The sequence below is a fragment of the Aquimarina rhodophyticola genome (assembly GCF_042434915.1).
Classification (GTDB): Bacteria; Bacteroidota; Bacteroidia; order Flavobacteriales; family Flavobacteriaceae; genus Aquimarina.
On sequence record NZ_CP170198.1, the window covers coordinates 141,798 to 155,868 of the forward strand.

Consider the following 14,071-nt stretch of genomic DNA (forward strand, 5'->3'; position numbering starts at 1 on the left):
CATTCAGCATTTATTAAAGGAGTAATAATCAGTATTATATTGATTGTTACTCCTTTTTTGTTTTATATATACAGATTTGCGCCAAAAGCAGAGAGTTGGGATCTTGGATTTATGGTTGTACAAAGCGGTGGTTTTGGTACAGTAATAGGTGCGGTACATGCCTTATTTACTAAAATCACGTTATGTCTTATCACAACAATGTGGTTTTTTACAGCTACCCAGTGGTGGCGATACGCAATACTAGTGCCTTTCAGTATGTTTTTGTTTCAATTATCGGGAGTAATTAATCAACATTTAGAGTACATTGATAATTATGATTTTTGGTACTCATTACCGATCATAATACCAATAGTTGCTATCATGATTATGATCTCTAGAAAATTAAATGATCAAACTAAAATTTTGGATCTAAGGAAGTATGTAGAGGATAAAATTGCAAGTATTAACTCAGAAAGGCAATCGCATGGTAAATAAAGACTCCTCATCTATTTTTATAAAATTGACATCACTATCTATGCGCAATACGGGCAAGGATAAACATCACAAAGATGAATGGAAAGAAGTATTAAAGGATATTGATAATTATATTTTTGATACTTATATGGAAGAAGAATCTTTAAACAACCAAAAAGGTCTGGACGCCTTAATTAAACCTAATTCTGATTAGTTTTATTATTAGATTCTTTTTCTCTGTTTATAGTCTGCTCTATATCAGATATACGATTCTCTGTAAAAGCCTTAGCGAGTAACATAAGTTCTTTGCGTACGGAGCTAATTTCTTTATGTACTTCACCCATAATATCCTCAGCCTTATCGTCCATACGATCATCGATCATCTCATCGATGGTTTTTTGTTTTGTTGCGTCTTCTCGTAGCATATCGCCTTCTCCAGTGATTAACCAGTGTATATCTAGTTCCTTATAAATACAGGAAATTTCCTGTATTATATCTGTGCCAATTGAAGCTTTATTCTTTATTTGTCTACCTGTATACCCGCCAGTCCTTCCTATGCTTACGTCAAACTTATTGAGACTAAGTCCTTTATGCTTTATAAATTGTTCTAAACGGTCAATTGGTTTCATACTACAGTAAATTAAATGTAAAAATACTTGCTTATACAGTAAATTGATTGTATTATTGTGTAAACAAAACGACAACAAGTCGTAAACAAAAGTAAATAAAACCAGATTATAAATCACACAACTCGTAGATAACTATGATAACGGCACAAGAAAAAGAAAGCATAGAGCGGATTTTGGGAAGTAATTTCAATAGAAAAATTGCAGACCATTTAAAAAGTATGGGTGTCAAAAATTCACAAGACAAATATCATACTAGACAAGCAATATCCCATATCGTTAACGGTACTCGTGAAAACAAAGATATCGAAGGTGTGATTTTTAAATACGCCTATGATGAGTTAAACCGGCAGAGGGATGAAAAGGTATTTCGTGACAATTTTGTAGAACAATCAAAAAATGTTGCTTAATGAGTTGTCGATTACCCCTTATAAAAATAGATAAGCAGCGAGTAGTTTTTTTGGTCATTTTTTTACTGCTCCTGCTTACTCTATTGATTCATACTTACACCTTATTTATCATCCAACAAGCATTAATAAAAAACCCGTAGCTGTAACTACGGGTGACCATAATAATTAATTCTTTAAACTTCTAATTATCATGAATTTCAAAAGTAGCAACAATTTATCACCCTCACAAGACATCATCGCAGGTATTCTAAGTACAGATGATAGTATCGAGTTTTTTGGGATAAGATCTACCAAGCAGGTTAAATATATTCAAAACGGTAATGTATTTGATTTTAACCAATTACATCCGAAACATTTTATAACGCTATACAATGCATATCGTAGAGATATCACTGCTTGTCACTATCTTAAAACTGTTTCAAGAGACAGTGTTGCACAAGTAGAACTTTACACCTACTACTGCTACGGGGATCTGGATTACAAGCCGGATATGATTAATGGAGTTTTACAACCTGCAGAAAATTTTAGAGATAAAATAAACTGTCCATCCCTCAATTTTAAAAGTAAAAACATCACTATTGATGGCGCAGTCCTAACACCTCGGGATATTTATATTATTGATATGGTTGCTAATGAACTTACCGATAAGTGCATAGCCGATTCTTTGGGCATAACCCTCTCTACCTTAGGATTTCATAAAAAAAATCTATTCAAAAAAATAAATGTGCAATCCAAGGTTGGCCTTATTAAAAAAGCTATGACCGAAAATATACCAATGTCATGACAAGATCATTAGAGCAAGTAATCTCAGAGCTTAACAGAGCCAAAGCCCAATTGGACCAATTGCAAAAGAGCGAAATATTTGATGCATCTGATAGAGCCATATTAGAACCTAAGTATCAAAAAACAATTAAAGATTTAGATGATGAGTATCATAAAGCAAAAATCAACGAGATCGAGGTCCATGACCCTATACGACTTGGATCATATCCAGGCAATCAAAAAGAGAGACCGCTACAATAAAAAAAATGCAAAGCTACAGCATAAGATTGATCTTTTATTGCAAGACTCTAAAGCTCAGCAAGTAAGTCCAGAGTCATTAACCGTAATCCAGTATTACAACAAATTCTTAAAGAGATGATATTACTATACGTACTATTTTTTACTTACCTCTCTGGTATTATACTTTCCTACATACTGTTGGTAATCGATGCTAGATTAACTAAGCTCAATAAACTTACGCGTCGTGTAGCGCTTATTGATAACCCATATTTTCCCGAATACATAGGGTTAACAAGCTGGCTAGGTGTCTATATTATTGCTAATGACATCAAACTTTCATTAAAAAAAAAGAACTTATGATATATACGCTTTATATGTATCTAGTTGGTTTTGTTATCAGCTTATTTCTCCAACTTTTAACAATACGATGGATTTTTATAGATATGAGATCCAAGGACGAATTAGCAACTAATCCTTTAAAATTAAGACACTACTGCCAATACTTTGCAGAATCGCTGTTAAGCTGGTTTAACCTACCGCAAGCAATCATACAAGCAGTATGCGAATATCAAAACCTTAAAAATCATAACCGATGAAAAAGATCAAAGTATTTATAGAAGATATAAAGTTTGGAATTGAACAGGTAAAAAGCCGCAGACGGGAACGTAGGATTATTGAGGCGAAGCTAAGAGCTGCGAGTATCGCGATGCAAGAACTTTCTAAAGCGTTTGATGCCGCAATTAGTCACACAATCCATAGGCAATCTTCAGTATATGGGTGTGCCGAACAGATTTTTGGGAAAGTAGGAGATGTTGTGGTTTTCGATGAACTCACCGAAAAAGAAGCATTACAACGCACCCTTAAAAAAGCCGAGCACGATGAGGATTATATCAAGGCAGCAGCCTTAAGAGATCAACTCAAATCATTACACAATAATAAATAAAGCCTACCATATATCCTTTAAAAACTGACAATACATAATGGCTTATATCAACGACGACATAAAGCAACAAATACTAGATAAGGCTACCCTCGAGAATACACTTAATTCGTATCGATCAAATCCCAAAACAAAAGGATCACAGCTAGCATACGAGTGTCCCTTATGTCTTAAAAAAGACAAGCTAGAATATAGCAAAGCAAAAGATATTGTATCCTGTTTTTCTTGCGGGGTAAGTGCTAAGAAGCCTGTCGATTATTTAATGAAGTTTCATGGCAACGAGTATCCCGAGGCGTTAGAGAATCTCGCAATTATAGAAAATATTTCACTCACTCCTCCTGCACACATCAAAAAAAAGAAAGCTACTCGCACAAAAAAAGCGCTCGAGAATAGCACACATACATTCTGCGCCAACCAACTACATGATAGCGGCCTTACCACAGAGGATATAACCGCAATGGTGTATGTAGATCCAGAGACTCGCAAAGAAAAGCCAACCATGTATAGTGGTGCCAAGGATGAGCGTTGGCAGATCATCTATGGGGATGATATGATCATTGACTACTATGATCTTGAAGGTAGACAAATGTATTATTACCGTAAGGATCGCGCTGGCAAACCTACTGGTAAACAATTACCATTTAGACGTATTAGATTTCAAAACCCTGAGCTGCATAAAGACAAAAATGGAAAACCTGCCAAGTATATGTCGCCCTATGGTAGTGAGAGTAAAATCTACATACCACAAGCGATACGTAACAAGTATGCTCGAGGTGCAGTGATTAAAACTTTATATCTGCAAGAGGGTGAAAAGAAAGCTGAAAAAGCTACCAAACACAAAATGATGTCTGTGGGTGTTATGGGGATTCATAACATCGCATACAACAAACGATTACCTGCCGAGTTTGAAGCGATTATCAAAAAATGTAAGGTAGAAAATGTAGTATTTGTTTTAGATGAAGACTGGGATCACCTAAGTGGTAAAATCGATAGTAATAACGCTGCCGATATGCGACCACGTTCGTTTTATAGGGCGGTACTTAACTTTAGAAATCACTTTTATGCCTTTACTAACAATGATATCTATCTCAAGATACTTTTTGCCACAATAAACAATAATCCAGAAGGAGATAAAGGTATTGATGATTTACTCAATAACTCACTGCGTGGTAAAGAGGATTCACTACAGCCGTTATGTGAGAAGGCAATTGTGGATCCAGCTGGAGATGGCAAATGGTTAACCTTTAGAGATATCACAACACGTAGCGATTACCAATTGCTAGAGTATTGGCACTTACAAAATAAAGACAGCTTTATTAACCATTATAAAGATGAACTAAGCAAACTACCAGAGTTTAAATATGGCAAGGTAAAGTATCGAATTACCGATGGTGAGATCGTACTGGCACAACCGCTCTTAGATCATGAGACTTACTGGAATACAGAAAAGTCAAAAACGGGTGATAAATACTCATTTAATTATAAGCGCTGCTACACTTTTTTACAAAATCGAGGATTTGGTAGGTACCATGTAGGCAAAGGAAAATGGATTTGGATAAAAAAAGAAGATAATATTGTGGCCGAAGTAGATGCTGGCCAGATCAAGGATTACGTAATTGATTTCACTAAATATAACATTAATCAGGAAGCAGTAGAGAACATGTTATATTCTGGTGGTACCAGATATTTGGGTCAGGACAGTTTAAGTAACTTAGAGTTTAACGATCTCAACTTACACTTGCCAGGCAAGGCCATTCAATACCTGTATTTTAAAAATTGTTATTGGAAAATCACTGACGCGGGTATTGAAGAAACTCCGCTCAAAGAAATTGAAGGTGATGTATGGAAGGATAAGCTGCGTGATTTTGAACCTACACAGTTACCACCTTTACTTAAAGAAGTTCACAAACTTACGCCCGCAGATGCCAAGGAGAATCCAGAACTTAAAAATTTTATAGGCGAGTATACTATTGATTTTTCCCAAGATGGGGAGCGTTCACATATGTTACAATTTCTGTTTAACACTTGCCGCTTTTCCAAAAAACCGATTACAGAGTATGCATATGATGAGATTTTTCACACCACTAGACACCTACTTTCCAAATTAACAGCTATCGGCTATATGCTGCATCGTTATCGCAATGCAAATATGCAAAAAGCCGTGATCGGTATGGATGCTAAAATGAGCGAAGTTGGTGCCTCCAACGGGCGTAGTGGTAAGTCGATCATTGGTATGTTGTTAGAGCATTTAATACCCACAGTCACCATACCTGGTAAAAAAAGAGATTTAGTAGAGGATCGTTTTATTTTTGAAGAAGTAGATGAGCGTACCGAGTGTGTATTTATTGATGATGTGCGATTAAATTTTGATCTCGAAGCATTGTTCCCACATATCACTGGCAAATTTACAGTAGAGAAAAAAGGATTTGGTAAACAAACCTTACCATCCCATCTCCCACAAAAATTTTACATCACCACGAATCACGCGCTCAAAGGTGATGGCGGATCTTTTGAAGACCGACAGATATTACTAGGGTTTAGCGACTGGTATAATAACAAGCATAAGCCAATTCATGACTTTGGAGTATTGTTTTTTGATGAGTGGGATAATGATCAACATAATCTCACATACAACATGGCTGCTCTGTGTTTGCACCTATATTTTAAGCATGGTATTATCGAGGCTCCGCAAGAGGAACTCAATATGCGTAAACTAAGACAAGATCTTGGTGAAACTTTTCTTGACTGGGCAAATGTCTACTTTGCCCGACCAGATAACATTAACTGCAGAGTACTCAAATTTAATATGTGGAAGGTTGATAAGGGTACTCCGGATCACCGTATACATGGTGATGGATTTCTCAACGTATACCCACAAGAAGATAAGTGGACCAAGATAAACAAGTTTAAAGATAAGCTTAGAAAATATGCTCACTTTAAAGGATGGAAATATAATCCAAGTGCCGATGGTGGGGATATTAAAACAGGTGGCAAAGAGTACATTGAGATGTTTGTGCCACCCGATCTGTACGATAAAATTTTAAAAGAAGATCAGTCTATAAAAGATGAAGAAAACCCCTTTGATGCCACCGAATGAAACCTTGGGAAAAAATACTGCAGCACTTTGATATCACAGTCACTACTTGCCATGAATATGGCAAAGAGTTGATTGTGGTAACAGATCCCAAAGCAGCAGTAATCCCCAAAGGCATATATGTGTTTAACCAAGAAACCGATCCGGTACTCAACATAAAAACCACCCCAAAACTTTTAAATCAATACAGAAAACGAGAGCTAACCAAAGCAAAAATCAAAATCGCTAATAAAATAATTAAAAAAGTATTTCAATAATGTCAGGTAACCAAAACAAACTCATAGCATTTAATTACTTCGGAGGTAAATTTAGTTGGATAGATCAACTATATGCCTATTTTCCTAAAGATTTCAAACATTTAGTGGATGTATTCGGCGGCTCATTTGTTGTTTCTATTAACTATCAAGGTAAAGTGATCAAAACAGCGAATGATCTTAATCAAGAGGTCGTTAATTTCTTTAGAGTGCTGCGTGATTATGAAGAAAAATTAGTAACACTTTTAGAATTAACTCCAGTATCACTTGAAGAATACAACAACTGTTATTTCTGGCATCCAGATCCTATAGAACGCGCAAGACGGTTTTATGTACGTGCAAGACAGTCATTTTTCGGTTTAGGTCTGCAACGTAGGAACAAGGGTTGGCACATGGCTAAAACTCAGGTTAATTGTAAAGGAGGTGAAACGGTTTCAAGATTTACTAATGGTATTGTAAAACTCAAGGACGTGGCCAGAGCAATTACATCAGAATTCCAGATTACCAACTTTTCATATGCCGAGGTAATTAATAAGATTGATTTTGAAGAAGCATTTTTCTATTGCGACCCTCCATATCCCCTTCAGAGCAGAAAGTCGAAAAATGACTATAAGCACGAGTTCACTGATAAGGATCACATCGATTTAGCTACAAGATTACAGAAAGTGAAGGGTATGGCTATGATATCGGGTTACGACTGCGGATTAATGCGCGAATTGTATAGCGAATGGAATTTTATAAAGTTCCCGTCAAAATTGAACAATATAAGATCAGGTAAGGTTGAGGAGTGTATCTGGTTCAATTATCCTTATAGTAAAACTAAAAAATCACAACTAAAACTATTTTAATCATGAAAATTTTCACACACATGACTATTAACAACAGAATTGTAAAAGTTATCAATCTCACCGCCTTTTTGGATTTTTTAAAACAATTACCCGCTGCAGCGAGTAATGCGATTCATAGGTAAAAGTTTTTAAAATTTTAGTTATGCCAAAAGGATATTTTACCCCCTTTACAAAAGTACAAGAAGCTAAGATAAAGCGAGAATATTTGGACAAGCCCGTAAAGAGGTTAGCTAAAGAAGTCGGTGGGTCTTATGGTAGGATCATAAAATTTTTAAGAAAAAATGGTTTAGAGATTCCCAGAGAGTTGATCGAGCAGCGCAAGAAGGATAGTCAAAAAAAGAAAGGTGATGTTGCATTTAATAAAGGTTTGAAACAAACTGATTTTATGTCGCACGGGGCAATCGAAAGAACTAAAAAAACTCGTTTTAAAAAAGGCTGTTTACCCCACAATATAAATGTGGATGGTAATGGTGCAATTGTTACCCGTAAAGATACTTCTGGTAGAATGTATAAATATATCAGAATATCGAAAGCTAAATGGCAACTGTATCAGAGAGTACTTTGGGAGCAACACAAAGGTCCAATACCAGAGAAGCACATTATAGTATTTAAGGATGGGGACACGCTTAATGTTGCATTAGATAATCTCGAGTTGATATCCAAGACAGAGAACATGTACCGGAACTCAAAACATAATTTTCCAGAAGAAATCATCCCATCATTAGTATTATCAAAACAATTAGAAACTAAACTTAAAAATTTACGAGATGGCTAAGAATACATTATCAGACTTAAACAATCACCTGTTTGCTCAGTTAGAACGTCTGGGCGATGAAGAATTGAGTCAAGAAGATTTAAAAAAAGAAATGGAGCGATCTAAAGCAATCAATGGAGTGGCTAGGAATATTATCGACAATGCCAAAACTGCATTAGAAGGCGCTAAGCTAACCTATGACAGCATACCAGGAGGCAAACCTGTACCTGATCAATTTAAGTTAAAAGAGAATAATTAAAAATTGCACGACATGAAAATAACATACGAATACGATTACAATAGTTTGGAAGCGTCTGCAGTCATAGAGATTGATACAGATAAATTATCCAAGAAGGATGCAAAGAGCTTGCTTGAGTTCTTCTTTTGGAACTGGAATAAAGAGAATGATATTTATGAAGAGCTGGCAAAAAAGTATGCTTGGGTGGCCATACGATTTGCTACACATAATGAACACAATTTGCTTGGGGTAAAAGAAGATTTTGAAGAAGCTGAGGGATTTCCTCCAGTAGATGGTACCTACGGCATAACCTTGCTAGAAGTTGAAGGTCTTCATATTGATGAGTATCTATTGGAACGGGTGCATAATCAGTTGATTTGATAGGGATGGCATACAAAGTAGCAGTACATCATTTAGAGGACTTATCTCGGACAGGTAGCAATGAAGAAGTTTTAATAAAGACAAATACCAATACCGAATTGCACATTGTACGTGAAGGTGACTGTACTATTATTTCTTTATTAAATGACAATAGGATTGATATAGTCAATGGGAATTTAATAATTCATGATTCTAATTAGATATGCAAAAAGAAACAATTTTAAGAGAAATGGAAGTGCTCACTGGAGTGATTAACGCCAATCGCGGATTATTTGGTAATGAGAGAATGGTCGAAAAATGCAATAAAAAAATTGATAAATTAATAGTGGAATTGGAGCATTTTCAAAAATTACAGTCTTGGTCTTTCGGAAATGGAGGATTGCGGAATATATTTTAAATTCATTTGATTTTACCTTTATCAAATTTATGATAAACATCTCCATTGTTCAAAAAAAGGATAAAATAACCAATAAGTATGACATGAATAATTATTATGCTAAAAGTAAAGGCATGGAAAGTTGTAACCTCTGCTAAAAAGTCAAATTTAAGTTTTCTCAAAGAAATGAGGATGTATACTTCATGAATCCATAAAATAAACCATAATAAAACTGATAAATCACTTAGAAGCATCGTAAGTTTTGAAACTGAAAAGTGATATGGTTTGGTGAGTTTCGATTTGTAATTTGTGCTGGTTATTTTTTTTGTATCGTTTTGGAAGAGCTTGAACTTTAGACCTTTTTCATAAATTATAGCCATGTTCTCCCAATGTACTTGCCAATACTTGCTACCACGAATACTAAGCGAAAAAATGATATTAAATAATACACCAATTAAAGGTACTATAATCTTATATTCTTGTAATTCTGCCTTTACATAACCTGCATATATAAGAGCAATAGTACCCCAAAAGAATAATGTTCGTTTCCAGAAATTTTCAATTTCAAATTTTCGCAATTCTAGAACTTCTTTATATAGGTTGATTTCGTATTCATCATTTATATCTTCAATTTTGCTCTGGAACTTGTCTTTATGTTGCATAGGTTGATCTTTGTGAAACCTCTCATTAATTATGATGGTTTTTACTTTTTATTAATAATTTTTATATTTTTTAAATTTTCATTTGGTAAAATCATAGATTCCTTCGTTTCTAAACTGTAAAGAAAAAAGTACTTTTCTGATTTACCTAGATAATGTAAATCATCGTTGGTAATTACAGTATTAGTGTCAAAGGTAATTATGTAATTGTTCTCATTATTATTTAGTTTGATTTTAAAAGCATTATAAAAGCCATCTAAAATTATCCAAGCAAAAACTATTGAGGCGATCATTATAGTATAACTAAAATTATATTTGGTGTATAAGAAATAATTAAATAATGCGAGGATTACAAATCCAACTGAATATTTCAAATTTGCAAATACTTGTTGTGAATTGTCTGCTCGATAAACTAAGATAAAACTAATTATAAGAGCAATAATCAATATTCCTATGCCAATCCACCTTTCTTTATTAAATATGGAGTAGTTAAAGTCCTTATCTTTTTTATTATTCAATTTTTTATTTTCATATACTATAAAAATGATTCCCGTTCCGAAGGAGAGTAAATAGGAAATAAGATCATCTAGAAAAAGTGGTAAATATTCATCAATACTGAGATAATCTGTTATCTGTATGTTGAATAAACTATAAAATATTACAAGTTTTATCGAACTTAGAAGGATTAAAAATATACTTCCTATAGGTATTAATTTACCGATGTGTTCCAAATTCATAATTTGTAGGTTTTAAGTTAGTTTTTATAAATAAAAATAAATGATACTATTAATTTCCTGAAGTTTTTTAAAATACATGACTTCAATATATAACAATTTATTAATACTAATTGAAAGATAAATTATCATCTGTTCCCAGAAGAGAAAATGAGACAGCGGGAGTATTGATTAACGAATAGGTAATTAGAAGCGTGGGAAAATCAATCAGTAGGTTTTTTTTAAACCAGTAAGCAAAATTGCTCAGTTTAAATTAGAATTTAATTAAAAAATAATCAACTTTTAATACTTTTTAAGACAATTGAAAAATTTTGTTGACTCTGTAAATAAGTACGAACTTTAAAGTTTAGCCCGCGATTAGCTATTTTTAAAAAGGTGTTGTAAGCTATATTAGTCGTCATTATTTGGATTGCTTAGTCTCTTTTTTAAATTTCCAAAATTAAGTTCAAAAGTTTCATCTCCATTTGGATATAATAATGTTATTCTAAACTTCAATTCTTTATAAGCTTTCTCTAAACTGATTCGTGGTAAGTCAAAGTTGAAATTTATAATTGTTATCATTTCATTTGGATATATCGGTTTTCCAATTCCCGAAACTTTACCTGTTCCATTTCCCATATTTGTATAATAATAATCGCGTTTGGAACCAAAATCTTCCCATAAGATGTTCATGTTATTAACCATGTTTTCAAAGTGTATATTTACTTTATAATCTTGCTCTAAAACCTCTCCATTATTAATTACTGCAACCTCAAAAAAATAGATATACTTTTTATCATCATATTGTTCGCGTAACATTCCAATTCTGGTATCCCCAAGGATTAGTTTTGATTTAAGTTTTCTTCCATAAAGTTGTCGTATTTCATATTCTTCCATCATAACAGACTCAAAATTGTGTCTCTTATAGAATCTTTTTTCTATACTCATGTGAGGGGCATCTATACTTGAAGGAATTTGAACAACATAAATTGACTTTTCAATTTTAGATTCGAATCTAATCGGAAATATCTTTAAGTCTTCGATCGTCCTGTTGATAGTGGAACTAATTACTTGTTCTAACCACTCTTTTGTAAAGATTGTTCCATCAACATATGAAAATTTATAAGCTTTATGATTTTTCTCTTCAATTCCGTAAATAATAATTCCACCATCGCTATTAGCGAAGGCAGAAACATCTTTTGAAATTTCTTTCTTAGCCGAATGTATTTTCGATAAGGCTTCCGCTCTTTTGAATTCAATATGTATGGATTCTTCGATTTCATTATCAATCAATGATTGTAAAAAATCTAAATCGTATTTATCTAGTTTATGTATTTTCATAATGCTTACAACTTGCTTGTGTATAGTTTCTTGAGTGGTTTACCATTTAATTTAGCAAATAATTCACGGATAGAAAATCCGTGAGGATTTTCGTAATTGGACTAGAACCAGGTATTTAATTTTACATCATGTTAGCATTAGTTATTTAATAATTTCTAATTTTAAATGACTTGGTTGTCTTGTGTACCATCTTATCGCTTGTGAGCTTGCTTCTTTCATAAAATCATTCAATTCTGTGAAATCAGAAGATTGAACTTCATCACCTGTCAAATTGAAATTTGATTTAGCATGAACGACTTTATTTCTTGTTTTGTAAATAATTTTTCCCGCAATATTACACGCTGTTGTTATTTTTTGTTTATCTGTTTTATAATCTAAATCCTTAGCTTGGATTGTAGATTTAATTTTTTTCTTAAGAGATTCGGGAAGTTTAGAAAATAAGCCAATAAAATCAAAACAAGTATTAAAAGAAGCTTTTATCAAATCCTCATCATTATATCTGTCGCTCATTGAGTTAGCTAATGTGAAAATTGAGCGGATATAGTCTCCATTCTCAAATAAGTTTTTTGGAGCATCTAATTTTTTTCGCATCAGCTCATGTGCCTCAATATTAACTGCAATTGGCGAAAAATGTTCAAGAACTTTATAAAAATTTAAAAACTTAAGTTCTGGGTCTTTAATTTGTATTGCTGAAATAAAAAATTCCATTCCAATATTATACGGCTCCAATTGTCTCAAACCAGCCATATCATCTTCAGAAGCTTTCCTAGTTTCGTTCAATAAATCATAAATAGGATTTCTTATTTCGGAAAAAGTTAGCGCTATATTTACTGTATCTGCTACTTCAAATATATAGGAATTAATCAATTTCAGCTCTTCTTCTTTGTTCAAAATATCATCCTGAGTTTCATAGAAAATACCAATTGACATATATTGGGAAGCAGTTCCCCAATTATCTTTTTCAAATTCTCCTAATTTTGTAGCTGCAAGACCAATTATTATTGATTCGTGAAATAGACCTATAGTAACTCCTTTTTTATCAGTGAATAAAGGATGTAAGGACAAAATTAATTCATCTTTATATTCATTAGCACTTACTATATAAAACCTTCTTAATTTGGTTTTCACGTAACTGCTATCAACTATTTCAATGGTCTTAATATCTTCTACTAAATCGATAAATTCATCAATCTCAATAAAGGTAAAATCATCTTCTCCAGGGAAATAAATTTCAAGACCTTCAACATTTTCATTTCCCTCAATAACTTCTTTTATTCGATCATCTGAAAAAAACAACTCTTCATTGTCATCGATAATTTTTGGACAAAAGTCAAACATGGCTTTAATTCCTTCATTAACTTTTTCTAGTTGCTCATTATTTGTCGTCATTCTTAAATATTATCATCACAGAAATATAGTTAACTTTTTCAGCTACCCATCCTTTTTCCTGTGTTTAAAAAAGTTATAGCCTTATTCTCAAAGTTACGATTTTAAAAATAAGCGCAGAGATTCTACTTTAGGTTAGGAAAACCAATTAAAAAAAGTAAAGTCCGAGAAAGATTATTTAAACGAAAGATCTGATAGCTGGATAAAAGAAGTTGATTGTATTTTAAAGGATAACTATTATTATTTTAATCCCGCAATCCTCCATGCTCCGCGATCATAGTTATACCGATGACCTTGATACTCAAAGTTATGATATTTATAAATAAGTCCAGCCAGATTCTTTTGTACAATCCTAACCGCTACACGGCCTTCGAACTTTTTATTAGGCGCATTAAAAGAGTAAATTCCATATTTTAATTGCGCCCAGGACTTACCAGAGTCAGTTACTCGTAATGTGTGATCAATAGTATAGCAGCGCATAATAAGCTCTTCTATGAGCTTATCGTTAATATCGTCAGGGTTTAATTTCATGGGGTGCAAATATAAATTAGAGTCTTCAAAATACAGACAAAAATTGTGGATTATCTATCCAAAAT

General features: G+C 33.2%; 20 protein-coding genes. 14 read left to right on the forward strand and 6 right to left on the reverse strand.

Going from position 1 to position 14,071, the window contains the following annotated elements; translation table 11 throughout:
* Positions 1-39 precede the first annotated feature (39 nt).
* Both ACE939_RS00700 and ACE939_RS00705 read left to right on the forward strand, forming a co-directional pair.
* Positions 40-474, forward strand: a complete 435-nt coding sequence (locus ACE939_RS00700) for a hypothetical protein (RefSeq protein ID WP_378186851.1) — start codon at positions 40-42, stop codon at positions 472-474.
* Positions 464-667 carry a hypothetical protein gene (locus tag ACE939_RS00705; RefSeq protein ID WP_378186852.1) on the forward strand — a complete coding sequence of 68 codons (204 nt, stop codon included), beginning with the start codon at positions 464-466 and terminating at the stop codon, positions 665-667. Before ACE939_RS00700 ends, ACE939_RS00705 begins: the two co-directional genes overlap by 11 nt.
* Here ACE939_RS00705 and ACE939_RS00710 read toward each other — a convergent pair.
* The gene (locus ACE939_RS00710; protein WP_378186853.1) at positions 654-1,082 is read right to left on the reverse strand and encodes a hypothetical protein; all 429 of its coding nucleotides are present in this window, start codon (positions 1,080-1,082) and stop codon (positions 654-656) included. The genes ACE939_RS00705 and ACE939_RS00710 overlap by 14 nt on opposite strands.
* Positions 1,083-1,216: 134 nt before the next feature.
* Here ACE939_RS00710 and ACE939_RS00715 point away from each other — a divergent pair, with 134 nt between their 5' ends.
* The 12 genes from ACE939_RS00715 (at position 1,217) to ACE939_RS00770 (ending at position 9,397) form a co-directional block, all read left to right on the forward strand.
* The gene (locus tag ACE939_RS00715) at positions 1,217-1,489 is read left to right on the forward strand and encodes a hypothetical protein (protein ID WP_378186854.1); all 273 of its coding nucleotides are present in this window, start codon (positions 1,217-1,219) and stop codon (positions 1,487-1,489) included.
* Between the two features lie 190 nt (positions 1,490-1,679).
* The gene (locus ACE939_RS00720) at positions 1,680-2,273 is read left to right on the forward strand and encodes a response regulator transcription factor (protein ID WP_378186855.1); all 594 of its coding nucleotides are present in this window, start codon (positions 1,680-1,682) and stop codon (positions 2,271-2,273) included.
* Positions 2,270-2,512 carry a hypothetical protein gene (locus ACE939_RS00725; RefSeq protein ID WP_378186856.1) on the forward strand — a complete coding sequence of 81 codons (243 nt, stop codon included), beginning with the start codon at positions 2,270-2,272 and terminating at the stop codon, positions 2,510-2,512. Before ACE939_RS00720 ends, ACE939_RS00725 begins: the two co-directional genes overlap by 4 nt.
* Before the next feature lie 114 nt (positions 2,513-2,626).
* A complete protein-coding gene (locus ACE939_RS00730) occupies positions 2,627-2,851 on the forward strand; it encodes a hypothetical protein (protein WP_378186857.1) in 225 nt (74 codons plus the stop codon).
* 232 nt (positions 2,852-3,083) lie between these two features.
* A complete protein-coding gene (locus ACE939_RS00735; RefSeq protein ID WP_378186858.1) occupies positions 3,084-3,434 on the forward strand; it encodes a hypothetical protein in 351 nt (116 codons plus the stop codon).
* Positions 3,435-3,471: 37 nt separating this feature from the next.
* On the forward strand, positions 3,472-6,528 hold the full coding sequence (locus ACE939_RS00740; protein ID WP_378186859.1) for a hypothetical protein: 3,057 nt from the start codon (positions 3,472-3,474) through the stop codon (positions 6,526-6,528).
* A complete protein-coding gene (locus tag ACE939_RS00745; RefSeq protein ID WP_378186860.1) occupies positions 6,525-6,782 on the forward strand; it encodes a hypothetical protein in 258 nt (85 codons plus the stop codon). The genes ACE939_RS00740 and ACE939_RS00745 overlap by 4 nt, the downstream gene beginning before the upstream one ends.
* Positions 6,782-7,627 (forward strand): DNA adenine methylase, encoded by an 846-nt coding sequence (locus tag ACE939_RS00750; RefSeq protein ID WP_378186861.1) that lies wholly within the window; start codon positions 6,782-6,784, stop codon positions 7,625-7,627. The genes ACE939_RS00745 and ACE939_RS00750 overlap by 1 nt, the downstream gene beginning before the upstream one ends.
* A 142-nt stretch (positions 7,628-7,769) precedes the next feature.
* Complete coding sequence (locus tag ACE939_RS00755; RefSeq protein WP_378186862.1) at positions 7,770-8,402, forward strand: HNH endonuclease signature motif containing protein; 633 nt, start codon at positions 7,770-7,772, stop codon at positions 8,400-8,402.
* Positions 8,395-8,640, forward strand: a complete 246-nt coding sequence (locus tag ACE939_RS00760) for a hypothetical protein (protein ID WP_378186863.1) — start codon at positions 8,395-8,397, stop codon at positions 8,638-8,640. Before ACE939_RS00755 ends, ACE939_RS00760 begins: the two co-directional genes overlap by 8 nt.
* Before the next feature lie 12 nt (positions 8,641-8,652).
* On the forward strand, positions 8,653-9,000 hold the full coding sequence (locus ACE939_RS00765; RefSeq protein ID WP_378186864.1) for a DUF2528 family protein: 348 nt from the start codon (positions 8,653-8,655) through the stop codon (positions 8,998-9,000).
* A gap of 202 nt (positions 9,001-9,202) precedes the next feature.
* Positions 9,203-9,397, forward strand: coding sequence for a hypothetical protein (locus ACE939_RS00770; protein WP_378186865.1), 195 nt, complete (start codon positions 9,203-9,205; stop codon positions 9,395-9,397).
* Between the two features lie 2 nt (positions 9,398-9,399).
* Here the strand turns inward: ACE939_RS00770 and ACE939_RS00775 are convergent, their stop codons facing one another.
* From ACE939_RS00775 to ACE939_RS00795, 5 genes are all read right to left on the reverse strand, one after another.
* Positions 9,400-10,038 (reverse strand): hypothetical protein, encoded by a 639-nt coding sequence (locus tag ACE939_RS00775; protein WP_378186866.1) that lies wholly within the window; start codon positions 10,036-10,038, stop codon positions 9,400-9,402.
* A 41-nt stretch (positions 10,039-10,079) separates the two neighbouring features.
* Positions 10,080-10,772, reverse strand: a complete 693-nt coding sequence (locus tag ACE939_RS00780; RefSeq protein ID WP_378186867.1) for a hypothetical protein — start codon at positions 10,770-10,772, stop codon at positions 10,080-10,082.
* Positions 10,773-11,159: 387 nt separating this feature from the next.
* A complete protein-coding gene (locus ACE939_RS00785) occupies positions 11,160-12,089 on the reverse strand; it encodes a helix-turn-helix domain-containing protein (RefSeq protein WP_378186868.1) in 930 nt (309 codons plus the stop codon).
* Between the two features lie 141 nt (positions 12,090-12,230).
* On the reverse strand, positions 12,231-13,478 hold the full coding sequence (locus ACE939_RS00790) for a hypothetical protein (protein ID WP_378186869.1): 1,248 nt from the start codon (positions 13,476-13,478) through the stop codon (positions 12,231-12,233).
* Between the two features lie 237 nt (positions 13,479-13,715).
* Complete coding sequence (locus tag ACE939_RS00795; RefSeq protein WP_378186870.1) at positions 13,716-14,006, reverse strand: hypothetical protein; 291 nt, start codon at positions 14,004-14,006, stop codon at positions 13,716-13,718.
* Positions 14,007-14,071: the final 65 nt, after the last annotated feature.